The following is a 26825-nucleotide window of genomic DNA, read 5'->3' on the forward strand; positions in this document are numbered from 1 at the left end:
TCTCCTCTGTTAAGCGCCGGCGGCAACCAGCAGTTCAGCAATTTCGTGATAGCCTTTTTCACGGGCCAGCGTCAGGGGAGATTTACCATATTTGTCGGTCATATGCGGATTGGCACCGTGATCGAGCAGTAATTTGACAATCTCTTGCTGTTTCGCACCACCATCATTCAACACAATGGCTTCCAGCAGCGGCGTCCAACCGACAAAATTGGTGTGGTTGACGTTAATTTCGGTACGCGTCAATAATTCACGCACAATGTCGACGTGGCCTTTTTCACTGGCTGGGGTAATACCCACACCGCCAAAGCGTGTTAAGCGATCCAAATCCGGGTTGGCTGGCAATACCAGGCGTAGCAGCGTTAAGTCGTTATTCAGGCAGCTCAGCAGGAAGGGGTTAAAACAGGTCTGATCCTGCTTATCAATATCGGCACCGGCAGCGATTAATAATGCCACGCAGTCGTAATGTTTATTCAAGCTGGCCAGCGTAATTGCGGTGCGGCCTTGGCGGTTGGTGGCATTGATATCCGCCCCTTTACTCAGGCAGCTTTTCAGCGCGTCGCTGTCGCCCTGTTCCGCCGCAAAAAGAAATTCTGTGATTAGCGCTTTATCAGACATATTCTGGCTCCCTATTTTTCCAGTGGGCTTTGGATGCTTTCATTGCTACTGAGAATAGCAACAGATGCTGGATAAAAACATCCGCTTAAGAATCATTCATCGCAAAGGGTGTAATTATTGAAAGTAATTCAACAATAAAGGCAAACTGTGCGTCGGCGCAATCTTTCTCTTATGTTTTACGCCTTTTGTCGCGGCAAACGTCTCTGCGGGCAATGGGCTGTCACCTCCCGCCACATCAGGCTCCAAACTAATAATCAGAAGTGTGATTGTCTTCAAATCAGTTGTAATGGCAGTGTTAAATTTTGTTCAATACTGGTTGCGTGTCATAGGATTTACAAATACATTCAACAATGCGCCCAGGGGGGAGGAGGAGTCATGAATTCTATTTTTACCGAAGAAAACCTATTGGCATTTACCACCACGGCGCGTTTTGGCAGCTTCAGCAAGGCGGCCAAAGAGCTGGATCTGACGACTTCGGCCATCAGCTATACCATCAAACGGATGGAAACCGGGCTGGACGTCGTGCTGTTTAACCGCAGCACGCGCAGCATCGAACTCACCGAGTCCGGTTTTTACTTCTACCGTAAAGCGACCGACCTGCTCAACGACTTCCATGCCATCAAGCGCGGTATTGATACCATCTCTCAGGGCATAGAGGCGCGTGTGCGCATCTGTATCAATCAGTTGCTCTATACCCCACGGCATACCGCTCGGTTGTTACAGGTGCTGAAGAAGCAATTCCCCACCTGCCATATCACGGTGACCACCGAGGTATACAACGGCGTCTGGGATTCCATCATCAACAACCAGGCCAATATCGCCATTGGCGCACCGGATACGTTACTGGACGGCGGCGGCATTGATTACACCGAAATCGGCGCCATCCGTTGGGTGTTCGCCATTGCGCCCGATCATCCCTTGGCGTTTATGCCAGAGCCGATCTCTGAGAGCCAGCTACGGCTTTATCCCAACATCATGGTAGAAGACACCGCGCATACCATCAACAAGAAGGTGGGCTGGTTGCTGCACGGGCAGGAAGCAATCCTGGTGCCGGACTTTAACACCAAGTGCCAATGCCAGATTTTAGGGGAGGGGATTGGTTTCTTGCCGGAATATATGGCGCGTGAGCCGGTAGCGGAAGGGCTATTGGCGACCCGCGCCATTCATAACCCACGGCAGGATTCCAGCATGTTGCTCGCGACACAGCATGCGGCAACCGGGCAGGTGACCCAGTGGATCAAAAAGCAGTTTGCTCCGGGTGGGGTGCTGACTGGGATTTATGGGGATTTGCTTTATCGGGAGTGATGCTGGGAGCTTACTCAATTTGGCTCGTGAGAAGGTAAACGCCGACGGTGGTCTTTTAATTTTAAAAATCAAATTAATGCCCAAGTTATACTCACCCAACCTATGCGCCGCAAAAAACGAGATAAGGGCAACTGATTTCTGTATCAACAGATGCTAACATAATGCCAAATTTTAATGCGGAGATAGAAGAAGTGAAGATCATACTAATAGCCGCAGCCTGTTTGGTATTTTCATTAGTAGCGTTAACCGGCAGCTGGGCTGCGTCATTCAAAATCAATTAAGGGCCTTAAAGGATGAAAAAACTGATTGTATTATTGGTGCTGGCAAGTAGTAGCGTTTTCGCTCAGAATGTAGTGACATTAAAACCAGCAAATCAAGCTGGATTAAATGCGTTTAGCCGCTTTTCGATGGATGATGATTCTGCTGCATATCTTAAGGGAGGAGAAGCTGTTATTGGGCAGTCCATCGTGGACACAACGGCAAACCAATTAATTGTTGACTATCAAAACAATGAGTTGGTATCTGATGAAAAATACAAGGATGGTCTGGTCAGGATTAAAACGGTTGCCAGCGCTATAAAATCCGACTCTAGTGGTAGAACAGTCATTGTTGCCAATGGTGAAAATAATAGTGCCATTTATCTCTATGCTAATAAAAAAGATGACAAGATGCAATATCTAAAAAAAGGCAGTGAAATAGATTTTATCTGTTACGGTGAGGGTCTTAAGTCGAATGGGCCAGTATTAGGTCGTTGTGAATTTTCATCGGAATTTGTTGAAAAGGTTGTTAAAAAAATAAATAAAAATATCGATCGCGCATCAGAAAATAATTATGCGCCACAGTCCTTGACTGAACTTACGATATTATATACCTATAAAATATATGAGCATCGACTTGGGCCTGCATGTTTAAAATCCCGGAGTGAATGTAAGAGGGTGTCTGGATTAGTTGAGGATGATAATGGAAAAGAACAAAGTGACTATAGCGCGAAAGTGATGGAAATAGTAGCTAAAAATAAGCAGCAGTACCAAGACTTACTGCTGCTACCAGAAATTAACTAAATGTGCCTTATGCCTTCTTTCACACCACCGGCATTACCGTCATCAGCGCTCTGCTGGTGACTATTCAAAACGGCTCGGCTGACCAGCAAACTGCACCTCATAGTGGATTATTAACCGCTTAAGGTGCAGTTTGTTATGGCGAGCTCGGTTTTTCCCTTAAATTGAAGCAGGTACTTAAGGGGGGGGTTATCAGAAACTATATAAAACACCGGCCACGGCATTGATACTATAATCACGGTCGGTCATCGGGCTATCTTTCACCGTGTCGCTCATCTGCTCATTAAATCCCATCAGGAACAGCTGCCAGTCGTTATTAAAGGCATAATAGCTGGCGAGAGAAATGTAAGATGTGACGCCACTTTTCGCCCGGTATTGTGGCATCCCGCTGCGCTGTGATTCCCCTTCGTTGATACCAAAATAGTAATTATTGAAGGCGCGGTTCTGCCAGCGCATGCCGAAACCAGGTACCAACTGCAATTTGCCAAACTGGAAGCGATACTGATAGCCGACATCGGCAATCACCCCATCGCTATAGCCCAGCACGTCTGTTGCAATGTCAGCGTTGAGGCTCCCCCAATCGGCATGATATTGATAGCCGATGCCCGCCATGGCGGTCGCTCGCCGCTTATCCAGCTTCTTCATCGCCGGATCGTCGCTATCCGCAGGCTTAAAGCTTAGCGGGGAGTAGTTAACTGCCAAATGCAGATTGTGCTTTTCTGAACGCAATAGATTAATGCCGATCCCTTGGCTATTAATAAAAAACTGCTCTCCTTGATAAGTCACAATCGGTAGCGGTATATATTGTGCGTCATAGTCGCGATAGGGTAACTGTTCTGCCAGAACGCCAGCGCCTACCGACCAGTCGCCAGCATAGGCATTGCCCGTTAATAATATGGCCGACATCGATAGGGCATTAACTGAGAAAAGTGGCTTACGAACAGATATAATATTATATTCCATCATGATAGATATTCCAGATTTAGGTCAAAAGGTTGCCATCAGCCGCTAAAAAGCTGACAACTGAAATTTTATTCTTATTAAGGTGTTAATGAAGTAATGTTACTTACTCTTTGAAAAATAGCTCCTGTTCAATGGCAATAAGTAAAGTGGCAATCAACAATAATAGGGCCGTCCAGATACATTTGGTCAGCGGTGCAACCTGCATAAGCTCTGCCGCCATCACCAGGGTAAAGTGAAATAAAATGGCTGCCGGAATGCTACGCTGACAACGATAGTAGAACCAATTGGCCAGCACGGCGGCAGGAAATATGCTGATAAAAAAGTTGGTAACGTATATTCCCCCGGCCTGCCATAGTCGATGCTGATAGGTGTCTGCAATAAAGAATAAGGGTAAATGCCAGAGTGCCCATAGCCCAAAAAATATCAACGAGGTGGGCAACAGCATTGGCCAACGGCTCCTCAGGCTATCGACGCCATAACCGCGCCAGCCTAGTTCCTCCAGTATTGAGGCGATCAGTGCCAGCGGTAGCATGGGCAGAAAACCGCTGGAAAAAGCAAACTGGCTGGTATCCAAACCTAGCCGCACTGACAGCCAAATGGCCGTCAGTAACGGCAGCAGAATTAACCCCAATAGGGTTAGCGTGCGGCCCAGCGTTATCCCTGCCAAAGAAAATACTCTGCTGCGAATATCCCTCCACAACCGCCGGTCTTGGGCCGTCCATATCATCACCCCTGTTGCCAGGGCTGGGCCAAGTAATCCCAGCAGAGCCACGAAGAGCGACGACTGCTGTCTATCCGGCGAATGGCTCAGATAGGCTGCTATGGCCCACGGTAACCATGAAAACGCAAAAACCAGACCAAAAAAGCGTAACGGAGAATAACGGATCACCGGGATCATAGCTTATTCCCCTCCTTGGATACTGGCTCCTAATACGGCGGCAAAAGACCCGGCAACGGCACCGAAGGCGCGCTCAATCAGCAACAACATGGCCTGCATACGTGCGGCTTGCTCTTCTGGCGTCCAGCTAAACATCTGGTGGCCGAACAGGAACAGCGAACCGGCGAGAATGAACTGCACCGTCGATAGCGGATCATCAACCTGAAAAACGCCTTCCTGGTTTCCTTGCTCCACCACTGCTGCCAGGATCGGCCCAAATGCCAACACCGTTTCAATATTGCTGCGCTCATGCAATGCGCGGTTCTCTGGGCGGTGTAAGTCCTCAACCAAAGCCTGCCCGGCTTCTACGGTTTGATTCTGCGAGGCTATGATGGCGCAGAACTTTTCAATCGCCCCCAGTTGCGGATCGTCAGCAATGATTTGTGAGCGGGTAACCATCTCGGCACACAGTTGCTGTGCCAGCGCTGCCAGGACTTCATCTTTGGATTTGAAGTAGTAATAAAATGTCCCCTTGGCTATACCTGCGCTGCGGACGATGGAATCAACAGAGGTCGACTCATAACCGATTTCCTGAAACAGCTCGCTTGCCGCCTGCAAAATTTCAGCCCGGCGCACCTCTGGTGTTTTCACTGTACGTACCATATTAAATCCCTCTTTTTTGTATGGATTAGCGCTACGGTAGTAATTGACTGACGGTCAGTCAATTAAAAAATGCGGTTTTTTTGCACGCGATGGCCAGGGGCAACATGCCGCAGATTCTGACTACCGATCCGAACTCGTCCCTCTCCTTTTTTGGGGGGGGAGGAGTAACATCGAGTACGTGTCATCATTTTGTTTCCCCATCCAACCCCTTATCTTTCAATAACTCATTAGAGTTAGTTCGAGTTTGCGCTGCCTCGCAAAATTCAATCAACAACTGAACAACCTGCCGGAACTTGACCAAAGACAACATTTTTTGTGTGGTCTATGGTATCCCTACGCACGGTGTAATGGCGAAAATCTGTTCTAACAAGAACTTAACGACTAATAAAAGCACTGCTCTCAAGCAGGCAAAATGGATGGGATGCTTATGAATAAGGTAAGCAAGTTATTGATGCTATTTCTGGCAGGGATGTACGCGGTTTTTCTCTCTTTCTCGGCACAGGCAGATACGACACCTGCCGCCACGCCGCAGAAGGTTGAAGCCAAGAATGAAACCTTCTCTGCACCTCACCCTGACCAATATAAGTCCTGGCAGGCGACCTCTGAGCAGTCCGATCGGGTAGATGCTTTGGCCGGCGACCCGCGCCTGGTCATTCTCTGGGCCGGGTACCCGTTTGCCAAGGATTACAACAAACCGCGTGGTCACGCCTATGCCATCACGGATATTCGTGAATCCTTGCGTACCGGTGCACCGAAAACGGCAGAAGATGGGCCGTTGCCAATGGCCTGCTGGAGCTGCAAAAGCCCGGATGTTGCCAGGGTGATCGCCGAGCAGGGCGAAGCGGCCTACTTCCACGGTAAATGGGCGCGTGGCGGGCCGGAAATCGTCAATAACCTCGGCTGTGCGGATTGCCACAATACCGCTTCCGCTGATTTTGCCGCTGGTAAACCTGCGCTACACCTTTCCCGCCCTTACGCGGCTCGTGCCATGGAAACGATAGGTAAGCCGTTTGACAAGGCCGGCCGCTTCGATCAGCAATCCATGGTGTGTGGGCAGTGCCACGTTGAGTATTACTTTGATGGAAAAGACAAAGCGGTGAAATTCCCCTGGGACAAGGGCACCACGGTCGATGACATGGAAGTGTATTACGACAATATCGAATTCTCCGACTGGACCAACCCGCTGTCCAAGACGCCAATGCTAAAAGCCCAACATCCTGAATATGAAACCTGGAGCGCGGGTATTCATGGCAAGAACAACGTCACCTGTATCGACTGCCATATGCCGAAAGTGCAAAACGCCCAAGGCAAGATCTATACCGATCACAAAATTGGCAACCCGTTCGATAACTTCGAACAAACCTGTAAGAACTGCCACACCCAGGATAAAGCCAGCATGCAGGCGGTGGTCGAAAAACGTAAGCAGGATATCAACGAGATCAAGCTGAAGGTAGAAGACCAACTGGTTCACGCGCACTTTGAAGCGAAAGCGGCCTGGGATGCCGGAGCGACCGAAGCCGAGATGAAGCCTATCTTGACCCATATCCGTCATGCACAGTGGCGTTGGGACTTTGCCATCGCTTCCCACGGTATTCAAATGCATGCGCCAGAAGTTGCATTGCGCATTTTGGGCACCGCGCTCGATCAGGCGGCACAGGCTCGTACTCAGTTGATCCGTCTGTTAGCGACCAAGGGCATCACCACCGAAGTCAAGCTGCCGGACATCTCCACCAAGGAAAAGGCACAGTTGGCGCTGGGTATGGACATGCCGCAGCTGAACGCCGAAAAGCAGGAATTCCTCAGGACGGTGGTACCGCAGTGGGAAGAACAGGCACGTAAAACCGGGCTGTTAGGCAAATAACCCCTCCGCCCCGTGTGTGGGGCGTAAACAAATGGAGTCAATATGAGCGTACTGCGTTCGTTATTAACTACCGGGGTGCTTGCCTGTAGCCTTTGGCTGACAGTATTACCGGTATCGGCCCAGACCGACAGCCCCGCGGTTCAACAGAAATCGGCGGAAGTCACCTTGCAACGTAATCCGGATGAGGCCTGCCTGCGCTGCCATAAGCCGCAACAGAATGCGATGCACGGTAAACATGCGGGAGCCATTAACCCGAATAACAAATTGCCGCTGACCTGCACCAACTGTCACGGCTCACCTTCGCTGCATCACCGTGAGGGCGTGAAGGATGTGATGCGTTTCAACGAGCCAATGTTCGGCGTGGAACAGCAAAACAGCGTTTGCATGTCTTGCCACTTGCCGGAGACGTTGCAAAAAGCCTTCTGGCCACATGATGTACATTTGGCCAAGGTGAGCTGCGCCAGCTGCCATACGTTGCACCCGCAGCAAGATAAGGTACAAGGGCTGAACGACAAGGGGCGCATCAAGCTCTGCGTGGACTGCCACCGTCAACAACAGGATGATCCCGCGTTTAATCCAGCGTCCGTAAGGCTGGATAAGGGGCAGCCATGAGCTGCTCACGGCGCCGTTTTATCGTAGGTATTGGCGTGTTGGCGGCTGGCTCGACCCTGGCGGAAAAGCTGCTGGCGCGCACCATGAACGTCAATGGCATCCGTTACGGCATGATCCACGATGAGTCGCGTTGCATCGGCTGTACCGCCTGTATCGATGCCTGCCGCGAAGTCAATCAGGTGCCGGTGGGCGTTTCACGCCTGGAGATCGTTCGTAGCGAACCGATAGGCCAATTTCCGGACGTGAAGTACCGGTTTTTCCGCCATTCGTGCCAGCATTGCGATGACGCTCCCTGCGTGCATGTCTGCCCAACCGGGGCCTCGTTTATCGATGCCGCCAGCGGCATTGTCGACGTCAACCCGGATCTCTGTGTCGGTTGCCAATACTGCATCGCTGCGTGCCCTTACCGGGTACGCTTTATTCATCCGGTGAGCAAAACGGCGGATAAATGCGATTTTTGCCGCAAGACCAACCTGCGTCAGGGCAAGCAGCCAGCCTGTGTATTGTCGTGCCCCACCAAGGCATTAACCTTTGGCAATCTCGACGATCCGCACAGTGATATTTCGCGTCTGTTGCAGCAAAAGACCACTTATCGCTACAAGATAGCGTTAGGGACACGGCCCAAAATGTATCGCGTGCCGTTTAAATATGGGGAGACAAGTCAATGACTTCTGCCTTTCATTTTGACTCTCTGGTCTGGGACTGGCCCATTGCGATTTACCTGTTCCTGATCGGCATCTCCGCCGGTCTGGTCACCCTGGCTATCCTGTTGCGCCGCTATCATCCAGAGGAGGGGGCCTCTAACAGCCGGGTAATGTTGACCACGTTGTTTGTCGCGCCAACCTCGGTCATGCTTGGGCTGGTGATCCTGATTTTCCATCTGACCCGTCCGTGGACCTTCTGGAAACTGATGTTCCACTATAGCTTCACCTCGGTGATGTCGATGGGGGTGATGCTGTTCCAGGTCTACATGGTGGTGCTGGTGGTCTGGTTGGCGCTGATTTTCCGTGACGAGGTGGCGGCGCTACAACAGCGTTGGTTGCCAAAGTTGGCGCTGATCCCGCGCCTACTGCAGCGCTTGCTGCCGTTGTTGCGGCCAATAGAAACGGTGATGCTGGTGTTGGCGGTGCTGTTGGGGGCTTATACCGGCTTCCTGCTTTCGGCGCTGAAGTCGTACCCGATGCTGAATAACCCGTTGTTACCGGTGCTGTTCCTGTTCTCGGGCGTTTCGTCCGGGATCGCGGTGGCACTGCTGGTGGCGGCCTTCGGCCCTAAAGGTCATCTGCACAGCCGGGAAGTGCATTTCCTGCATCGCCTGGAGACGCCGGTGGTGTGGCTGGAGATCTTCCTGCTGGCGGCGTTCTTCATCGGCCTGTGGCTGGGGGATGACGGCAAGCTCCGTGCCTTGTCGGCCGCGCTTGGCGGTGGGTTCTGGTCCTGGTGGTCCTGGTGGTTCTGGTTAGGCGTCGTCGGCTGTGGGCTGATTATGCCATTGCTGCTGAAGGCCTTGGGCTGGGGGAAAGCGCGTTTCCATATCCTGTTGATCAGCGGCGCCAGCCTGTGTGGCGTGCTGTTGCTGCGTTATTTCATTCTGTATGCCGGGCAGATGACAGTAGCTTGAAGGCATGTTGTAGCAGAATAAGGCGGTAGATGTGTTGTGGTTACCCGAGCTGGGATTTATTGCGTTATTGCTGGCCTGCACGGCGTCGCTGCTGCTGGCTGGCATCACGCTGTTGACGTTGATGGATCGCCGTTGGGGTGGGCTGTTGCCAGCGCGTGGCTGGAACCTGAGCATTTTTGTGTTAATCGCACTGTCTTTCGCCATTCTGCTACAGCTGTTTTTGAGTAATGACTTCTCGGTCATGTACGTAGCCCAACATGGTCACAGCCAGTTGCCACCGCTGATGAAGGCCGGGGCGCTGTGGGGTGGGCATGAAGGCTCGCTGCTGCTCTGGTTGCTGTGCCTGGCCGGTTGGTCTGCCTGCTTTGCCTTGTTCAGCCCCAAATCACTATGCTCACTACAGCCGCTCACGCTGGCCATTCTGGCGTTGATCGTCGGCTGTTTTCTGCTTTTTATCCTGTTCTTCTCCGATCCTTTCGTTCGACTCTTCCCCGCCGCGGTTCAAGGGCGCGATCTGAATCCGATGCTGCAACATATCGGCCTGATCCTGCACCCTCCGCTGCTCTATTTGGGCTATGCCGGGTTTGCCACCTGCAGTGCTCTGATGCTGGCTGCTTTGCTGCAAGGGGAGTTTAGCGCCGAGATTGCCGGGCAGTGCCTGCGCTGGGCCAAACCGGCCTGGTGCTTCCTTACCGCAGGGATCATTTTGGGGTCCTGGTGGGCTTACAGCGAACTGGGCTGGGGCGGCTGGTGGTTCTGGGATCCGGTGGAGAATGCTTCGCTGCTCCCTTGGCTGACCGCGACCGCTTTGTTACACAGTTTAGCGGTCGGCCAGCGTACTGGAGGATTGCGGCATTGGTCGCTATTGCTGACGTTGGGCACCTTTGTTCTCAGCCTGTTGGGCACCCTGATTGTGCGTTCAGGCATCCTGGTTTCAGTGCACGCCTTTGCGCTGGATGAGCAGCGCGCATTACCGCTGTTTATCCTGTTTGCCTTTCTTAGTGGATCGTCGTTTTTGATCTATGCCTTGCGGGCCAACCGGGGGAAAGCCGTAACGTCCCCGGTGAAACCTGCATTGTTAGGCGCGTTGTTGCTGCTCAGTTCCGCAGCCCTGATCGTGCTGGTGGGCACTTTGTACCCGATGCTTTATCGGATGATGGGATGGGGGCAGATCTCGGTCGGCGCGCCTTATTTCAATCTGGTGCTGCTGCCGTTTGGGCTGCTGGGCTTGGTGTTGATGTGTTACGGCGGATTTAGGCGGCGGCGCTACGCCCAGTGGATCGCTCATGCCGGAGTGCTGCTGACGGCATTAGGCATCGCCAGTTCGGCGCTGCAACGCCATGAAATCAGCCTGAACGTCACCGTGGGTGAGACGGTCAGCCTGGCGGGATACCAATTTACGCTGAGTTCGGTAGATCTTCTGGCTCAGGCTAATTTCACCAGTGAACAGGCGGTGATTGAGGTTACCCAGCAAGGCAAGCCTGTGGCTCAGTTGACGCCTGAAAGGCGGTTTTACACCGCCCGCCGCCAACAGATGTTTGAGCCAGGCATCGACTGGAACGCTTTCCATGACTGGTACGTGGTGATGGGTGAAAAAAGTGGCGAGCAGCGTTACGCCATGCGTTTTTATGTGCAGACCGGCATCCGTTGGATCTGGTGGGGAGGGGCGTTGATGATGATTGGCGTGTTGGCTACCGGTTGGCAAAGGAGGCAAGCATGCGCTGGTTAATCGCTCTGTTGTTGTGGGGGGGCATCACGTTGCCGCTGGCAGCCCAGATCGTCGATACCTGGGCATTCACCTCGCCGGAAATGCAGGAGCGGGCTCTGGCAGTGGCAGGCCAGATCCGTTGCCCGCAATGCCAGAATCAGAGCCTGCTGGAGTCCAATGCCCCTGCGGCGGTCGCCATGCGCCATGAGGTGTTCGCCATGACCGAACAAGGCAAAACGCAGGCGGAAATCATGAATTTTATGACGGCACGCTACGGCAACTTTGTCCGCTACCAACCGGCTTTTGAGTCCTCTACGTTGTTACTTTGGGGGCTGCCACCGCTGATGTTAGGGGCGATCGGGCTGGTGTTATGGCGGCGGAGGAAAGCGGAATGAAATCGCGCTCTTACCCTCTGCTGTTTATCGTGCTGGTGCTTGGCCTCACCGCGGGTTGGTATGTGGCCAGCGGCCGCCCGGCCACCGTGTTGGCCGAACAGCATATGCGCAGCTTGCCTGTCCAACCGCTCACGCCTCAGCAGCAGGCCGAAAGCGAGTTACAGCAGTTACAGCAACAGATCGAGCAATCACCGCAAGACAGCGTGTTGTGGGCGCAGCTGGCAGAATATTATCTGTTTAACGATAATTTTGCCGATGCGCAGGTTGCCTATCAGCGGGCTTTGGCTCTGCGGGGGGCGAATGCTGAACTGTACTCGGCGTTGGCAACGGTGCTTTATTACCAGGCGGGGCAGCGGATTACCCCACAGGTGGAGAGCAATATAGCAAAGGCCTTGGCACTGGATAAGGATGAGGTCTCGGCGCTGATGCTGCTGGCTGCCGATGCCTTTTTGCATACGGAATATGCCAAGGCGATAAACTTGTGGCAACGCCTGTTGGACAGCCAATCACCACGGGTTAATCGGCCACAGCTGATTGAGGCCATCAATATGGCCAAGCTGCTACTGCGCCAACAATAAATCACGCCATGCGGACGAAATTCACCAGTCTAGGCTCAGCAATGCGCTGATAATCCCCAGTGTTGAGGATCAGCGAACGCTCCAGCGTGCCAGCATTAAAGGCCAACTCGTCAAAGCGCTCAAACAGCAGCGGGTCGGCCACCAGCAGCAAATCCGGGTGGAAGCTGAACGGCGGGATCGCGCCAAAGACGCAGTCGGTCAGTTGGTCGACTTCCACCGGGCTGGCCAGAGAGGCGCGAGTCCCGCCAACACCCTGTGCCAACGCGCCGAGATCGGCCTGTTGGTCGGCGGGCAGGATGGCCAGCACGTGCTGCTTGATGCCGTTGCCCTTGACGTGGCACACCAACGCTTTCGCCCCTTGCCCCAACTGGGTGCCGCGTATCTTGGCGACTTCTTCGGATTTGCCTGCCTTAGGATGCTCAACCACGCGATAGCGGGCTTGGTGTTGGTCAAGAAGGGAAGTTAAACGGCTAAAGGTTGCGGTAGACACGCCATGTTCTCCTGAGTGTTGATTATCCTGCCCTATCATAACGCGTTGTGACGGCGAAGAGATCAGCCAAATTATTGATTAAACAGCGGGCTATTTTTTTGTTTTGACGGATAATACGCAATTATGAAACGGGATTTTAATTTTTTGAAAGGAAAGGGGCGTGAAGACTAACCTGTCGTTGTTTACCCAGCCGAAGTTCGTCTGGCTGTGTGCGGCTTTCTGCTGTTTGCTGTGGGGCAGTGCCTACCCGGCGATTAAAAACGGTTATGACATTTTCCAGATCGCCACCGACGATCTCCCCGGCAAGATCGTTTTTGCCGGTTACCGCTTTGTGATTGCCGGGGCCTTGCTACTGCTGTTTGCCATCTTGCAGGGTAAACCCATCGGCCGTTTGTCACGGCACCAGTATTCACAGTTGGTGGTGTTAGGGAGCACGCAAACGGCGCTGCAATACGTTTTCTTCTATATCGGTCTGGCCTACACCACTGGGGTAAAAGGATCGATCATGAACGCGACCGGCACCTTCTTTAGCGTGTTGCTGGCGCATTTCATTTATAAAAACGATCGTCTTAGCATGAATAAAATCGTCGGCTGCGTGGTGGGTTTTGCCGGGGTGATGGTGGTGAACTTCAACAGTCAACTGATGGACTTCAGCTTTAGCTGGCTGGGGGACGGTTTTGTGGTGATCGCTGCGTTTATCCTTTCGGCCGCTACGCTGTATGGCAAACGCATTTCGCAGACCGTCGATCCGACTATTATGACCGGCTGGCAACTGGCCATCGGCGGCGTGATGCTGACGGTAGGGGGATATCTGGCGGGGGGACGGTTAGAGTTCCACGGTTGGGCATCGGTGGCGATCCTGAGCTATCTGGCGCTGCTGTCATCGGTCGCTTTTGCGCTCTGGAGCCTGCTGCTGAAATATAACCGCGTGGGCATGATTGCGCCGTTCAACTTCCTGATCCCGGTTTCCGGCGCGGTGCTGTCGGCCATTTTCTTACAGGAAAGCATCATGGAATGGCGTTATGCCGTGGCGCTGGTGCTGGTGTGCTTTGGCATCTGGCGGGTCAACGTGGTGCGTAAGGAAAAGCGCGAAGCTGTCGCCTAGCAATCTCTCAAAGACCCGCCCAAGTAGTGGGTTCTGAGACTAAGTGAAAAAAGGTCTGGATGCTGCTAAACCTCAGGTTGCTCTTCCACCAGATCAATCATTTGTGCCAGCGCCGGGCTGCTGTTCTCTCTGTGCCACGCCATCAATAATTCGATCTGTGGTGCACTGGCCGGTAGCGGGCGGAAGACCACGTTCGATGACTGAAAATGGCTGACATAGCGCGGCACAATGGACAAGCCTAGCCCCATTCCCACCAGATTCATGGTGACCAGAATATTGGTCGCTGCCTGCACGATCTTGGGCTTGCACCGGGCCTCGGCGAGATAGGCTGTCACCATCTGGTACAACGCGCCGGAGTGGGCCGGATCGGTGCTGATAAAATTTTCGCCATCAAGATGATGCGGTTCTAGCTGCGATTCTTTACTCAGTGGGTGATCGATGGGCATCACCACTACCAAGGGCTCACGATAAACCACCCGGTAGTTCAGCTGATTACTGATAATCGGACGGCGCATAAAACCAACGTCAATTTCTCCTTTCAATAACTTATCTTCTTGCTGAGTGGTAATGATACTCACCAGTTCGATACTGGACGCCGGTAGCCTCAGGCGTAACTGGGGCAGAACGTCGGGCAGGATATTCACTTCCGCACAGGGTACAAAGCCAATGATCAGCCGAACCTGTTGCTCCATGGCCTTACGCGCCAGCTGTTTTGCCTGCTCTGACAATTCAAGAATATTGATCGCCTGATGTAAAAACACCTCTCCGGCGCGGGTTAGCGAAACCTGACGATTATTTCTTATTAATAATGGCGCGCCGACACAACCCTCAAGATCTTTTATCTGGCTGCTCAATGAGGGCTGCGACGTATGTAGCCTCTCGGCGGCCCGGGTGAAATTGAGTTCTTCGGCTACCGCGACAAAATAACGTAAGTGTCTTAGCTCCATGCCTTTTTCTCCCATCATAGAAAAAATGTCTGGTACGGTCGTTTTTTACTATTTCACAAAATAGTAACTGGAAAGCAACATCCTTTGCGTAACCCCTACGAAGGTCAATACATCATCTTGGATGAGGATCAAATAATATGACCACCAACGCAAAATTAGATGTTTATAGCCTGATCGACACCCGGAATGGGCAAGTTCTGCCACGGATCTATACCGATCCGGACATTTATCAATTAGAGCTGGAGCGTATATTTGGCCGCTGCTGGCTGTTTCTGGCCCATGAAAGCCAAATACCAAAACCAGGCGATTTCTTTAACACCTACATGGGTGAAGACGCGGTAGTCGTCATCCGTCAGAAAGATGGCTCCATCAAAGCGTTTCTCAACCAATGTCGCCATCGCGCGATGCGTGTCAGCTACGCGGACAGTGGCAATACCCGTGCTTTTACCTGCCCTTATCACGGCTGGTCTTATGGCATCAATGGCGAATTGACTGAGGTGCCATTGGAGCCGCGCGCCTATCCACAAGGCTTGTGCAAATCGCATTGGGGGCTGAAGGAAGTGCCTGGTGTCGAAAGCTATAAAGGCCTGATATTTGGCAACTGGGATACCAGTGCTCCGCCACTCAAAGAGTATCTGGGTGATATGGCCTGGTATCTGAATGGTTTGCTGGATCGGCGGGAAGGCGGCACCGAAATTGTCGGTGGCGTGCAGAAGTGGGTAATTAACTGCAACTGGAAGTTCCCGGCCGAGCAGTTCGCCAGCGATCAGTATCATGCCCTGTTCAGCCATGTCTCGGCGGTACAGGTACTGGGCGGCATGCAGGATGGCAGCGATAAAAAACTGGGTAATGACCAGACCGCACGCCCGGTGTGGGAAACCGCCAAAGACGCGGTGCAATTCGGTCAGGATGGCCACGGCTGCGGCTTCTTCTTTACCGAAAAGCCGGACGCCAACGTGTGGGTTGATGGTGAAGTCTCGCGCTACTACCGGGAAAGCTACCCCGAAGCCGAGCAGCGTCTGGGCAAGATCCGTGCTTTGCGCCTGGCCGGGCATAACAATATTTTCCCTACGCTTTCCTGGCTCAATGGCACCGCCACTATGCGTGTCTGGCATCCCCGTGGGCCAGATCAGGTTGAGGTTTGGGCGTTCTGCATTGCCGACAAGGCCGCCTCGCCGGAAACCAAAGCGGCGTTTGAAAATAGCGCCACTCGAGCCTTTGGCCCTGCCGGTTTCCTTGAGCAGGATGATTCGGAAAACTGGGCTGAGATCCAGAAACTGCTCAAAGGCCACCAGGCCCGTCACAATCCATTATGCCTGGAGATGGGGCTGAATCAGGAAAAACGCCGTGAAGACGGTATCCCTGGTATTACCAACTATATCTTTTCTGAAACCGCCGCGCGCGGCATGTACCAACGTTGGGCGGATTTGCTGAGCAGCGATACTTGGCAGGAAGTCCAAGAGAAAACCGCAGCCTACCAGCAGGAGGTGATGAAATGAGTCATCCGATCTCTATGGAACTCCAGCATCAGATTACCCAGTTTCTCTACCACGAAGCCGCCCTGTTGGATGACTGGGCGTTCCGTGCCTGGCTGGAACTGCTTGACGATGATTTGAGCTACACCATGCGCACTAGGGTTAATGCCCAGACTCGCGATCGGCGCAAAGGCGTTCAACCGCCGACCACCTGGATTTTCAACGACACCAAATCACAGCTTGAACGCCGGATCGCCCGTCTGGAAACCGGGATGGCCTGGGCTGAGGAGCCGCCGTCCCGCACTCGGCATATGGTCAACAACTGCATTATCAGCGAAACGGCGCAGGCCGATGTGTTCTCCGTGCGGGTGAACTACCTGCTTTACCGGTCGCAAAAAGAGCGTGACGAAACCATCTACGTTGGCACCCGTACCGATCTGCTGCGCCGCCGTTCAACCGAGGAGGGCTGGGGGCTGTGTGGGCGTGAAATCATTCTCGACCAGGCGGTTATCACCTCCCACAACATGAGCATCCTGTTCTGATAAAACGAATCCATGCTTGTGCTGTTGGGGCGTTGCCGGAGGGGGAAGCTCTCCGGCTCGATACTGAGCCGACGATCGCGTTGTTTCACGTGGGCGGTGAATATTACGCGATCAACGATCGTTGCAGCCACGGCAATGCGTCGATGTCTGAGGGCTATATCGAGGATGACGCGACCGTGGAATGCCCACTGCACTCGGCCAGCTTTTGCCTGAAGACCGGTAAAGCATTGTGCATGCCCGCCACGGAGTCGCTGCAAACCTACCAGGTCACCGTGTTAGAGGGGGCCGTGTTTATCGATTTACCGGAGGGCGTCTGATGTCCGATCTTAAAGATGACGTAGTGCTGATAACCGGTGGCGGCTCAGGCTTGGGGCTGGCTCTGGTGGCGCGCTTTATCGAGGAGGGTGCCAGGGTGGCGACCCTGGAACGTTCAGCGGAAAAGGTCAGCCGGTTACAGCAGCAGTTTGGCGAGCAGGTTGTGGCTGTGCAGGGTGACGTGACTTCCTTTGCCGATAATCAGCGTGCGGTGGAGATGGCGCTGTCCCGCTTTGGGCGTCTGGACTGTTTTATCGGCAATGCCGGTATCTGGGATCATAATGCCTCGTTGCTGGCGACACCGGCGGAGCAGTTGGAGTCCGGCTTTAACGAGCTGTTTGCCGTTAACGTCAAAGGCTATCTGTTGGGCGCCAAAGCCAGCGCTCCGGCATTGATCCACTCCTGCGGCAGTATGATCTTCACGCTTTCCAATGCGGCCTGGTATCCCGGCGGCGGCGGCCCGCTGTATACCGCCAGCAAGCATGCTGACGTAGGGCTGATCCGTCAGTTGGCTTATGAACTGGCCCCCAAGGTTCGGGTCAATGGCGTCGGGCCTTGTGGCATGGCCAGTGACTTGCGTGGTCCACAGGCGCTTGGGCAGCAGGACACCTCGATTATGCAATCGCTGACGCCGGAAAAGATTGCCGCCATTTTGCCGTTGCAATTTTCCCCTGCGCCGGAAGATTTTACCGGCCCTTACCTGATGCTGGCCTCGCGCCGTAACAACCGGACGTTGAGCGGCGTGATGATCAATGCCGATGCGGGCCTGGCCATTCGGGGTATTCGCCACGTGGCGGGTGGATTGCAGCTATAGGAGCCAACATGAAACAGATAGTGATTATCGGCGGTGGTCAGGCCGGAGCTATGGCGGCCGCAGCCCTACGCGCACAACGGTTTATCGGTGGCATCACCCTGATCGGCGAAGAGCCGGAAATTCCGTACGAACGTCCCCCTTTGTCGAAAGCCATGTTGCTGTCGCCCACCCCGCAGTTGCAAGACATTCTGCCTGCTTCCTTCTATGAGGAGAATGCCATTGTCCTGCGCCGCAATACGCAGGTTGTCGCGATCGATACCTTACAGCACACGGTGCTGCTGGCTGATGGTGAAGAACTGGAGTGGGACCGGTTGCTGTTGGCGACCGGGGCCAAGGCTCGACGGCTCACATCGCTGGATGCGTTGGGTGATAAATCGCATACCTTGCGTACTGCGGCAGATGCCAGGCGGTTACGTGAAGCACTGACTGCCAACCAACGGATCCTGATTGTCGGTGCCGGCACCATTGGCCTCGAGTTGGCAGCCAGTGCGAAGCAGAGTGGCTGTGAGGTGACGGTGATTGAGCAGGCGGCGATGGTGATGGGGCGCAATGCTCCACCGCCGGTGCGCGATTATCTGATGAGCCTGCATCAACAGCATCAGGTGCGTCTTTGCCTTAATGCCCAGATTGAGCACGCCGCTCTGGAACAGGGAAACGTAGTGCTGACGTTGCAGGACGGTGAACGGCTGATGGGTGACGCGGTGATTTATGGCATCGGCATTGAAGCCAACGATCGTCTGGCTATCCAGGCAGGGTTAGCGACTGCCAACGGCATCATTGTCGACGACCATTGCCGTACTTCGGTTGCCAATATTTATGCGGCTGGAGATGTCACCTTACGCCGTCAGGGTGAGCAACTTGTCCGCCTGGAGACCTGGGATAACGCCAACCAGCAGGCACTGGTGGCGGCCTGTGCCATGTTGGAACAGCCGTTACCGCCCACGGTGCCGGTGTGGTTCTGGACCGATCAGTTCGACAGCAATATTCAGTTTATCGGGGCCATGCAGAGCGAATATTGGTTGGTGCGCGGCAGCGTTGAGGCGCACAGCGCCATCTGGTTTGGGTTGCAAGAGGGTCGGCTGATGGGGGCCATCACGCTGAACCAGGGGCGGGAAATGCGCCATCTTCGCAGGCTGATCCAGCAAGGTAGCCAGATAGATGAAAGGCTATTGGTTGATCCACAGGTTGCACTAAAGAGCTTGATTTAGCCCTGTCATGGCTAACCGGTCTCCCCTCCTCACCCCACTCTCTTACGCAGGAGAGGGAGTTGATCTGGTGTCGCGAGCGGGTGAGGGGGGGCTTTTACGCCCGGAACCTGAACCGTCTGGAATAGCCGTTCCGCGCTAAACACGCTAATGATTAAAAACAAGGTGGCTTGATATGAACGCTTATCTTCATTGTCTCTCTCATTCCCCGTTAGTGGGCTACGTTGATCCGGCCCCAGCGGTGCTGGCCGAAGTGGAAAAAACTATTGCCGACGCACGGCAGCGGATCCAGGCATTTGATCCTGAACTGGTGATCCTGTTCGCGCCAGATCATTACAACGGCTTTTTCTACGACATCATGCCGCCGTTCTGCATTGGTATGGCCGCTACGGCGATAGGTGACTTCAGCAGTGCCGCTGGCGAGCTGCCGGTGCCTGCGAAGCTGGCTGAGGCCTGCGCTCAATCGGTGTTGGATGCGGGGGTCGACGTTGCGGTTTCCTACTGCATGCAGGTGGATCATGGTTTTGCCCAGCCGCTGGAGTATTTGCTCGGTGGCCTGGCGAACTACCCGGTGCTGCCGGTATTTATCAATGGGGTCGCGCCACCCTTGCCTGGCTTCAAGCGAACGCGCCTGCTGGGTGAAGCTATCGGGCGTTTTGCCCGTGGCCTGGATAAACGAGTATTGATCCTGGGCTCTGGTGGGCTTTCGCACCAGCCGCCGGTACCTCAGTTGGCCGAGGCTGACGCTCATATGCGTGACCGCCTGTTGGGCAGTGGCCGCCAATTACCGGCAGACGAGCGCCAATTACGCCAGCACCGCGTTATCTCTGCCGCCCGTGCTTTTGTGCAGGATCAGAGCACCTTACATCCTCTCAACCCGGTCTGGGACAACCAGTTTATGGACATTCTTTCCGGCGGACAGTTGGCGGAACTGGATGGGTTGGGTAATGACGAACTGTCGGCGATCGCCGGCCGTTCGACCCATGAGGTTAAAGCCTGGATGGCCGCCTTTGCTGCACTATCGGCGTTTGGTCCTTATCAGACCGAGGGGCGCTATTACCGCGAGCTTCCCGAGTGGATCACCGGGTTCGGCTCAATTAGCGCCGCACCGCGGAAATAATAACGATAAAGGAACACCATCATGACATCGCAATCTTTTGACCTTACTGAAGAAAATACCAGCCGCTTCGTGCAAATCCAAGAGGGTGAAGCCAGCCTGCGTATCCATTACAACGACTGTGGCAGCGGTGCACAAACAGTGGTAATGCTGCACGGTTCCGGCCCCGGAGCCAGCGGCTGGGCGAACTTCAGCCGTAATATTCAACCGCTGGTGACTGCGGGCTATCGCGTGATCCTGTTGGATTTCCCTGGCTGGAGCAAGAGTGATTCTATTGTCAGTACCGGTTCCCGTTCGGATCTCAATGCCCGCATTTTGAAAGGGCTGGTGGACGCGCTGGATCTGGAGCAGGTACATCTGCTGGGGAACTCGATGGGCGGCCACAGCGCCGTGGCGTTTACCCTGACCTGGCCTGAGCGCGTTGGCAAACTGGTGTTGATGGGGGGCGGTACCGGTGGTGCTAGCCCGTTTGTGCCGATGCCAACGGAAGGGATCAAGCTGCTGCAGGGGCTCTACCGTGAGCCAAACATCGAGAACCTGCGCAAAATGATGAACATTTTTGTTTACGATCCCAGCGATCTGACTGAAGCGCTGTTCAAAACCCGCCTCGACAATATTCTGGCGCACCGTGACCACCTGGAGAACTTCGTCAAGAGCCTGTCGGTCAATCCGAAGCAGTTCCCGGATTTTAGCCCGCGCCTGGGTGAAATCAAAGCCCAGACGCTGATCGTCTGGGGGCGTAACGATCGTTTTGTGCCGATGGATACCGGGCTGCGCCTGCTGGCGGGCATTGCCGGGTCACAACTGCATGTGTTCAGCAACTGTGGGCATTGGGCGCAATGGGAACATGCCGACAGCTTTAACCGCATGGTCGTGGATTTTCTCAAGCATTAATCAGGGAGCGAATGATGAGTGATGACAATTTGGAGCAATTGGCTGCGGCGCTACGGCAGTCCGAGTTCAGCGGCAAGGTGATTGAGCCCTTGCGCGATCGCCTAGGCCTCGACAACGGCGAGGCGGCCTATGCCATCCAGCAGTTGAACGTACAGCATTGGCAGGCTGCTGGCCGCCGAGTGGTGGGGCGCAAAGTAGGGCTCACCCATCCCAAGGTTCAGCAACAGCTGGGAGTTGACCAGCCGGATTTCGGCACCCTGTTTGCCGACATGTGCTACGGCACCAACCAGGACATTCCATTTTCGCGGGTGATGCAGCCCCGTATCGAAGCGGAGATTGCGTTGGTGCTGGATCGTGATTTACCGCATGCCGATACCACGTTCGATGAGTTATGTAGCGCAGTGGAGTGGGTATTGCCAGCGCTGGAAGTGGTGGGCAGCCGCATCAAGGACTGGTCGATCGCGTTTGTCGATACCGTGGCGGATAACGCTTCCTGTGGCGTGTATGTGCTGGGTGGCCCGGTGCGTCGCATCGATGAGGTGGATCTGCAACATTGCGGCATGAGCATGACGCGCAATCACGAGGTGGTGTCTAGCGGGCGTGGAAGTGAATGTCTTGGGCATCCGATTAATGCTGCCGTCTGGTTGGCACGCAAAATGGCCAGCCTCGGCACGCCGTTACGAGCGGGTGATGTTGTGCTGACTGGAGCACTGGGCCCGATGGTGCCGGTGCAAGCAGGTGACAGTTTTACGGCAACAATTGAAGGCGTCGGCACGGTTTCTGCCCACTTCTATGAGGACAGCCAATGATGAGCAAGAGAAAAGTGGCGATCATCGGTTCCGGTAATATCGGTACCGATTTGATGATTAAAATCCTGCGTAACGCCAAGCATCTGGAGATGGGGGCGATGGTGGGGATCGATCCTGAATCGGACGGCCTGGCTCGTGCTCGCCGGATGGGGGTTGCAACCTGTCATACCGGCGTTAACGGGCTGATCCTGATGCCTGAGTTCGCCGACATTGATTTTGTCTTTGATGCCACCAGCGCGAGTGCTCATGTTAAAAATGATGCCATCCTGCGGGCGGCCAAACCGGGGATCCGGCTGATCGATCTGACACCTGCGGCGATTGGCCCTTATTGCGTGCCGGTAGTGAACCTGGAGGAAAATCTGAGCCAGGTCAACGTCAATATGGTGACCTGCGGCGGGCAGGCGACCATTCCGATGGTGGCAGCGGTAGCTAGGGTGGCCAGAGTTCATTACGCCGAAATTATCGCCTCCATTGCCAGTAAGTCTGCCGGGCCGGGCACCCGCGCCAATATCGACGAGTTTACCGAAACCACCAGCAAGGCCATCGAGGTAGTTGGCGGGGCAGAGAGGGGCAAAGCGATTATCGTGTTGAACCCGGCGGAACCGTCCTTAATGATGCGTGATACCGTCTATGTGTTGAGTGAAGCCGTCGATCAAGACAAGGTTGAGGCTTCAATCAATGAAATGGCGGCGGCCGTGCAGGCCTATGTGCCCGGCTATCGGCTGAAGCAGAAAGTACAGTTCGATGTCATCCCTGCCGATGCACCGCTTAACTTACCGGGGATTGGCCGTTTTTCTGGCCTGAAAACCTCGGTGTTTCTGGAGGTTGAAGGCGCGGCGCACTACTTACCTGCCTATGCAGGCAACCTTGATATCATGACTTCCGCTGCGCTGGCGACCGCCGAGCGTATGGCTCAGGCCATGGCGCACGTTGCTGGAGAACGGCTATGAACGAGAGAAAAATCACTATCTCGGATGTGACCCTGCGCGACGGGATGCACGCGATCCGTCACCAATATACGCTGCAAAATGTGCAGGACATTGCCAGGGCGCTGGATGGGGCGAAGGTGGATTCGATTGAAGTGGCGCATGGTGATGGTCTGCGGGGCTCCAGCTTCAACTACGGCTTTGGCGCACATACCGATCTGGAGTGGATTGCGGCGGCGGCAGACGTCACCACCCACGCTAAAATCGCCACCTTACTGCTGCCGGGCATTGGCACCATTCACGATTTGAGGGATGCCTATAACGCCGGGGCGCGGGTAGTGCGTGTCGCCACTCACTGTACCGAAGCCGATGTCTCCAAACAGCATATCGCCTATGCCCGTGAGCTGGGCATGGATACCGTGGGTTTCCTGATGATGAGCCATATGACGACGCCGGAAAATCTGGCCAGCCAGGCCAAGCTGATGGAAAGCTACGGGGCAACCTGCATCTACGTGGTGGATTCTGGCGGCGCGATGAATATGAACGATATCCGTGCCCGTTTCCGAGCCTTGAAAGCGGTGTTGCAACCAGAAACGCATACCGGTATCCATGCGCACCATAACCTCAGCCTTGGGGTCGCCAACTCGATGGTGGCGGTGGAAGAAGGGTGCGATCGCGTGGATGCCAGCTTGGCAGGGATGGGGGCAGGAGCCGGTAACGCGCCGCTTGAGGTGTTTATTGCGGCGGCGGATAAACTTGGCTGGCACCATGGCACGGATCTGTATGCCTTGATGGATGCGGCGGACGATCTGGTGCGCCCATTGCAGGATCGGCCCGTTCGTGTCGATCGTGAAACGTTGGCGCTGGGCTACGCTGGGGTTTACTCCAGTTTCCTGCGCCACTGTGAAGTGGCCGCGGTGAAATACGGTATCAACGCGGTGGATATTCTGGTCGAGCTGGGTAAACGCCGCATGGTGGGCGGTCAGGAAGATATGATCGTCGACGTGGCGCTAGATCTGCGTTCCCGCTAATCAGAGCGAGGTAAACCAGCAATGGGACTGTACCATCGTTAGCGCTCAGTGAATTACCTGCCCCTTTTTTGCAGGGGCAGGGTTATGCTGAATTACACCATTGGGCGGATATAGTCCCACAGGCGTTCCCAGTTAATCAGCACCAATACCACGGTGGCGGCAAACAGAATAAACATGATCTTTGAGAACATGATATCAACACTCCTTGTTAATAAATTCGACGTTTTGGTTTGGTGTTTTTGGTTCCCCTCACCCTAACCCTCTCCCAAAGGGCGAGGGGACCGATCGAGTTCGTTGATTGCCTTGCGTAATACCTTGCCTTTCTTGTTCTTACACCCAATTTTCCGAAGCTGCGCGGGCTAACCGCAGACTCCAGACAGCTCCCTCTCCCTGTGGGAGAGGGTTGGGGTGAGGGGTAATTTCAGGCAGTGTACAGAGGGAAAACCAGGCGATATAGAGGCGGTGAAACATTTCAGAAAAGACCAGGTTTATGGTCAGGAAATGGACAGTTGGCGAGGATTTGATGATAGGGCAGAGAGTTCCCTGCCCCGAGTTTTAACAGGGTGTTAATTCAAGATGCCGTTTAGCACCAGCATGGTGATCATCCCGCCTACAGCGGGGATCAGCGTACGGCGGACAATCATAAACGGCGAGCATTCACCGGCCTTGCTGACGGCAATGATCACCCCTGCCACCGGGGAAATCGATCTTCCCATACCGGCCATCAGTTGCATTGGCAGGATCATGCTGACGGCGCTTTCGCCAAACTTGGCGGCAATGCCTGGAGCCAGCCCAGAGAAGGAGAAGAACGCCGCCACGCCGGAGCCGGTCAGCGCCGCGGTCACGCAGACCAGCAGGGCCATCACTATCGTCATATTGCCAAAGCCAAAGCCCGCGGCCTGAACGGTGTGAATAATGAAGTCAACGGCCCCGATGATCTGTAAGCCTTGGGCGAAAACGTCGGCACACACCAGCAGGGAAACGATGCTGGTAAACATGGTGCCCATGCCTTTGAAGAACACCTGGATGCCTTTGCAGGCGGTTTTGAAATCTCTCCGTACCAGCAACTCGCAGAAAAATGCCAACAGGGTGCCGATAATCATCGCTGTCACCACGTCAATCTTGATGCTGCTGATCACCAGTGGGCTGAAGACGATCACCAGTATCACCGGGAACACCGGCAGGAAAGCGTAGAATGCCGGTACCTTGGCTGTGTCTTCGCTGGTTGGCTGTTCCACCTGCTGTTGGGTGACGATATGCCCGTCTTTGGCGTCAAAGTAGCGTGCGGTGAAGAAGATCAGTACCGCTACCGCCAGCATCACGCCGGTGGCGACCGGCAGTTGGTAGTGAGCAAAGTAGACGGCGGTTTCCATACCGGCATGTTTGGCTGCCAGGTTGGCGGTGCCCACCGCCGGGCCGAGATCCATAAACGCCGACATGCCGATCATCGAGGCGGCGGCGGCTTTACTGACTCCAAGCCGCACCAACACCGGGAAGAAGGTGACCAACAGCAGCATCGCCAGACCGGCCGCGCTGGAAATCGCCACGTGCAGCAACTGGGATAAGATGTAGCCGATCGCCAGGATCAGGTAAGGAGCCTTGATCATCTGCAAGGGTTTGATGCACAGATTTACCATCGAGTTCGACGCTTTGATGTGATCCATATAGTCGGCAAAACCGCCCGCCGCCATAATGATCAAACCGATGCCCGCCACCTGGGTGGTCAAAGACTCTTTCACGAACGCGAAAATATCCCCGCCAACCCAGCCGATGGATTTGGCCTTGCCGTACAATATCGATTGCTCGGGAAAGAACACCGCCGTGATCAGCAGCAGGCTCAGCCCCGCCAGCAGTAACACGGTTTGCGGCTGGTAGTTTTTGATAATAAACCAGGCCGCCAATACGGTAACGATCATCCCGATGATAAATCCAGTCATCATTTCCCCTTATGCGTGTTTGGCAAAAAACTCATGCAATAGCGTGTTGTAATAGTCCGGAGCCTGGAAATAAGGCGCGTGGCCCATACCGGGCATCTCGATATGTTGGGTGTAGGGCACCAGCGCCAGCAGATCGGCTTTGAGCTGTGGTTGCACCACGGCGTCTTTTTCACCGGTGAGGATCAGCGTTGGCATCTTGAGCTGGGGCAGTAGCGGGCGGTTGTCGGCGAGTTGCAACATGCGAGTGGCACGCCTCAGGCCTTCCAGATTGGTGCCTGCCGCAATGTCTGCCGCATAGTCCAGCACCGCTGTGGGCACATCCGGGAAGGGCAGCAGATCTCGAGCGCGGTTTCTGCCGTAGGCTTCGCGGCCGATTTCGGCAAGCTCTTGCAGCCGCTTTTCCAGCTTTTCCGAACTTGGGGCCGACTCTGGCGCGCCATAGCCGGGATGGGTGCAGGACAACACCAGGTTTTTTACCCGCTCTGGATAGCGGGCGGCGTAGCGGCTGGCAACGGTGCCGCCCATTGAATGCCCCACGAGGGAGACTTTCTCTGCCCCGCAGTGTTGCACCCACTCATGCAGCATCTGCACAAAAGCGTCGATCTCGGCCGGAACCAGCACGGAGTCGGCATAACCCGGTGCATCCCAAGCCATGACGCGGTAGCGGGGAGAAAAGGCGGCATACTGGAATGGCCAGGCTTTTGAGCTGCCCAGAATACCGTGTAAAAAGATCAGGGTTTCGCCCTCACCGCAGGCGCGGAAAGATAAATTCCCCTGTGAGGTACGTAGAATTTGCTGCTCAGGGCAAACAGGGATTGCGCTGTTTTCACTGCTCATGATAAAGCCTCTTTTCATTAAATAAACGCCAGAAATGGATTGCTACATGGCATTCTGGTAAGTCAATGCTTAGCCCTGAAGCAACAGGGCTATAAAGATGGTTGGTGAATATTAATACTGCCTGG

General features: G+C 54.4%; 28 protein-coding genes. 20 read left to right on the top strand and 8 right to left on the bottom strand.

Annotated features, from left to right (window positions below; translation table 11 throughout):
* Positions 1–9 precede the first annotated feature (9 nt).
* Positions 10–615, bottom strand: coding sequence for an ankyrin repeat domain-containing protein (locus ACMV5H_RS01840; protein ID WP_071682309.1), 606 nt, complete (start codon positions 613–615; stop codon positions 10–12).
* 375 nt (positions 616–990) lie between these two features.
* Between ACMV5H_RS01840 and ACMV5H_RS01845 the strand changes: the two genes are divergently transcribed.
* Both ACMV5H_RS01845 and ACMV5H_RS01850 read left to right on the top strand, forming a co-directional pair.
* The gene (locus ACMV5H_RS01845) at positions 991–1920 is read left to right on the top strand and encodes a LysR substrate-binding domain-containing protein (RefSeq protein WP_021180041.1); all 930 of its coding nucleotides are present in this window, start codon (positions 991–993) and stop codon (positions 1918–1920) included.
* Positions 1921–2213: 293 nt separating this feature from the next.
* Positions 2214–2981, top strand: coding sequence for an OB-fold protein (locus tag ACMV5H_RS01850; protein WP_414821373.1), 768 nt, complete (start codon positions 2214–2216; stop codon positions 2979–2981).
* A 189-nt stretch (positions 2982–3170) separates the two neighbouring features.
* Here ACMV5H_RS01850 and ACMV5H_RS01855 read toward each other — a convergent pair whose 3' ends face one another.
* The 3 genes from ACMV5H_RS01855 to ACMV5H_RS01865 form a co-directional block, all read right to left on the bottom strand.
* Positions 3171–3884: a MipA/OmpV family protein gene (locus ACMV5H_RS01855; RefSeq protein ID WP_181817515.1), complete on the bottom strand. Its 714-nt coding sequence runs from the start codon at positions 3882–3884 to the stop codon at positions 3171–3173.
* A 160-nt stretch (positions 3885–4044) separates the two neighbouring features.
* Positions 4045–4839 (bottom strand): type II CAAX prenyl endopeptidase Rce1 family protein, encoded by a 795-nt coding sequence (locus ACMV5H_RS01860; RefSeq protein ID WP_414821374.1) that lies wholly within the window; start codon positions 4837–4839, stop codon positions 4045–4047.
* A 3-nt stretch (positions 4840–4842) separates the two neighbouring features.
* Positions 4843–5481, bottom strand: a complete 639-nt coding sequence (locus ACMV5H_RS01865) for a TetR/AcrR family transcriptional regulator (RefSeq protein ID WP_021805370.1) — start codon at positions 5479–5481, stop codon at positions 4843–4845.
* A gap of 469 nt (positions 5482–5950) precedes the next feature.
* Between ACMV5H_RS01865 and nrfA the strand changes: the two genes are divergently transcribed.
* The 7 genes from nrfA to ACMV5H_RS01900 are packed head-to-tail and all read left to right on the top strand — an operon-like array spanning position 5951 to position 12256.
* Positions 5951–7342 (top strand): ammonia-forming nitrite reductase cytochrome c552 subunit, encoded by a 1392-nt coding sequence (nrfA, locus tag ACMV5H_RS01870; RefSeq protein ID WP_414821449.1) that lies wholly within the window; start codon positions 5951–5953, stop codon positions 7340–7342.
* 42 nt (positions 7343–7384) lie between these two features.
* Positions 7385–7954 (top strand): cytochrome c nitrite reductase pentaheme subunit, encoded by a 570-nt coding sequence (nrfB, locus tag ACMV5H_RS01875; RefSeq protein ID WP_081367049.1) that lies wholly within the window; start codon positions 7385–7387, stop codon positions 7952–7954.
* Complete coding sequence (gene nrfC, locus ACMV5H_RS01880; RefSeq protein ID WP_021180036.1) at positions 7951–8622, top strand: cytochrome c nitrite reductase Fe-S protein; 672 nt, start codon at positions 7951–7953, stop codon at positions 8620–8622. The genes nrfB and nrfC overlap by 4 nt, the downstream gene beginning before the upstream one ends.
* Positions 8619–9575, top strand: a complete 957-nt coding sequence (gene nrfD, locus ACMV5H_RS01885) for a cytochrome c nitrite reductase subunit NrfD (RefSeq protein ID WP_414821375.1) — start codon at positions 8619–8621, stop codon at positions 9573–9575. Before nrfC ends, nrfD begins: the two co-directional genes overlap by 4 nt.
* 31 nt (positions 9576–9606) lie before the next feature.
* A complete protein-coding gene (gene nrfE, locus ACMV5H_RS01890; protein WP_115158734.1) occupies positions 9607–11304 on the top strand; it encodes a heme lyase NrfEFG subunit NrfE in 1698 nt (565 codons plus the stop codon).
* Entirely contained in the window at positions 11292–11678 is a 387-nt protein-coding gene (locus ACMV5H_RS01895; RefSeq protein WP_115158735.1) for a cytochrome c-type biogenesis protein CcmH, read from the top strand. Before nrfE ends, ACMV5H_RS01895 begins: the two co-directional genes overlap by 13 nt.
* Positions 11675–12256, top strand: a complete 582-nt coding sequence (locus ACMV5H_RS01900) for a hypothetical protein (protein ID WP_059200111.1) — start codon at positions 11675–11677, stop codon at positions 12254–12256. The genes ACMV5H_RS01895 and ACMV5H_RS01900 overlap by 4 nt, the downstream gene beginning before the upstream one ends.
* A gap of 1 nt (position 12257) precedes the next feature.
* Here the strand turns inward: ACMV5H_RS01900 and ACMV5H_RS01905 are convergent, their stop codons facing one another.
* A complete protein-coding gene (locus ACMV5H_RS01905; RefSeq protein ID WP_021805362.1) occupies positions 12258–12746 on the bottom strand; it encodes a YbaK/prolyl-tRNA synthetase associated domain-containing protein in 489 nt (162 codons plus the stop codon).
* A 160-nt stretch (positions 12747–12906) separates the two neighbouring features.
* On the opposite strand from ACMV5H_RS01905, the gene ACMV5H_RS01910 reads away from it, so the two are divergent.
* Positions 12907–13851, top strand: a complete 945-nt coding sequence (locus ACMV5H_RS01910) for a DMT family transporter (RefSeq protein WP_021805361.1) — start codon at positions 12907–12909, stop codon at positions 13849–13851.
* A gap of 65 nt (positions 13852–13916) precedes the next feature.
* Here ACMV5H_RS01910 and hcaR read toward each other — a convergent pair whose 3' ends face one another.
* Complete coding sequence (gene hcaR / locus ACMV5H_RS01915; RefSeq protein WP_115158736.1) at positions 13917–14798, bottom strand: DNA-binding transcriptional regulator HcaR; 882 nt, start codon at positions 14796–14798, stop codon at positions 13917–13919.
* Between the two features lie 137 nt (positions 14799–14935).
* Between hcaR and hcaE the strand changes: the two genes are divergently transcribed.
* The 10 genes from hcaE (at position 14936) to mhpE (ending at position 23926) form a co-directional block, all read left to right on the top strand.
* Positions 14936–16297 carry a 3-phenylpropionate/cinnamic acid dioxygenase subunit alpha gene (gene hcaE / locus ACMV5H_RS01920; RefSeq protein ID WP_115158737.1) on the top strand — a complete coding sequence of 454 codons (1362 nt, stop codon included), beginning with the start codon at positions 14936–14938 and terminating at the stop codon, positions 16295–16297.
* The gene (gene hcaF, locus ACMV5H_RS01925; RefSeq protein WP_021805358.1) at positions 16294–16815 is read left to right on the top strand and encodes a 3-phenylpropionate/cinnamic acid dioxygenase subunit beta; all 522 of its coding nucleotides are present in this window, start codon (positions 16294–16296) and stop codon (positions 16813–16815) included. The genes hcaE and hcaF overlap by 4 nt, the downstream gene beginning before the upstream one ends.
* Positions 16815–17132 carry a 3-phenylpropionate/cinnamic acid dioxygenase ferredoxin subunit gene (gene hcaC, locus ACMV5H_RS01930; RefSeq protein ID WP_037375150.1) on the top strand — a complete coding sequence of 106 codons (318 nt, stop codon included), beginning with the start codon at positions 16815–16817 and terminating at the stop codon, positions 17130–17132. The genes hcaF and hcaC overlap by 1 nt, the downstream gene beginning before the upstream one ends.
* Positions 17132–17944: a 3-phenylpropionate-dihydrodiol/cinnamic acid-dihydrodiol dehydrogenase gene (gene hcaB / locus ACMV5H_RS01935; RefSeq protein ID WP_094981131.1), complete on the top strand. Its 813-nt coding sequence runs from the start codon at positions 17132–17134 to the stop codon at positions 17942–17944. The genes hcaC and hcaB overlap by 1 nt, the downstream gene beginning before the upstream one ends.
* A gap of 8 nt (positions 17945–17952) precedes the next feature.
* Positions 17953–19152: a 3-phenylpropionate/cinnamic acid dioxygenase ferredoxin--NAD(+) reductase subunit gene (hcaD, locus tag ACMV5H_RS01940; RefSeq protein WP_115158738.1), complete on the top strand. Its 1200-nt coding sequence runs from the start codon at positions 17953–17955 to the stop codon at positions 19150–19152.
* A gap of 172 nt (positions 19153–19324) precedes the next feature.
* Complete coding sequence (mhpB, locus tag ACMV5H_RS01945; protein ID WP_414821376.1) at positions 19325–20269, top strand: 3-carboxyethylcatechol 2,3-dioxygenase; 945 nt, start codon at positions 19325–19327, stop codon at positions 20267–20269.
* A gap of 21 nt (positions 20270–20290) precedes the next feature.
* Positions 20291–21160: an alpha/beta fold hydrolase gene (locus tag ACMV5H_RS01950; protein ID WP_094981128.1), complete on the top strand. Its 870-nt coding sequence runs from the start codon at positions 20291–20293 to the stop codon at positions 21158–21160.
* A gap of 14 nt (positions 21161–21174) precedes the next feature.
* Positions 21175–21969, top strand: a complete 795-nt coding sequence (mhpD, locus tag ACMV5H_RS01955) for a 2-keto-4-pentenoate hydratase (RefSeq protein ID WP_021805352.1) — start codon at positions 21175–21177, stop codon at positions 21967–21969.
* Positions 21969–22919: an acetaldehyde dehydrogenase gene (gene mhpF, locus ACMV5H_RS01960; RefSeq protein WP_071682360.1), complete on the top strand. Its 951-nt coding sequence runs from the start codon at positions 21969–21971 to the stop codon at positions 22917–22919. Before mhpD ends, mhpF begins: the two co-directional genes overlap by 1 nt.
* Positions 22916–23926 (top strand): 4-hydroxy-2-oxovalerate aldolase, encoded by a 1011-nt coding sequence (gene mhpE / locus ACMV5H_RS01965; RefSeq protein WP_414821377.1) that lies wholly within the window; start codon positions 22916–22918, stop codon positions 23924–23926. Before mhpF ends, mhpE begins: the two co-directional genes overlap by 4 nt.
* Before the next feature lie 566 nt (positions 23927–24492).
* Here the strand turns inward: mhpE and dcuC are convergent.
* Both dcuC and ACMV5H_RS01975 read right to left on the bottom strand, forming a co-directional pair.
* A complete protein-coding gene (gene dcuC / locus ACMV5H_RS01970; RefSeq protein ID WP_021805349.1) occupies positions 24493–25863 on the bottom strand; it encodes a C4-dicarboxylate transporter DcuC in 1371 nt (456 codons plus the stop codon).
* Between the two features lie 9 nt (positions 25864–25872).
* A complete protein-coding gene (locus ACMV5H_RS01975; protein ID WP_414821378.1) occupies positions 25873–26700 on the bottom strand; it encodes an alpha/beta fold hydrolase in 828 nt (275 codons plus the stop codon).
* Between the last annotated feature and the right edge of the window lie 125 nt (positions 26701–26825).

The organism is Serratia sp. N21D137 (assembly GCF_047530005.1).
GTDB lineage: Bacteria > Pseudomonadota > Gammaproteobacteria > Enterobacterales > Enterobacteriaceae > Chania > Chania fonticola_B.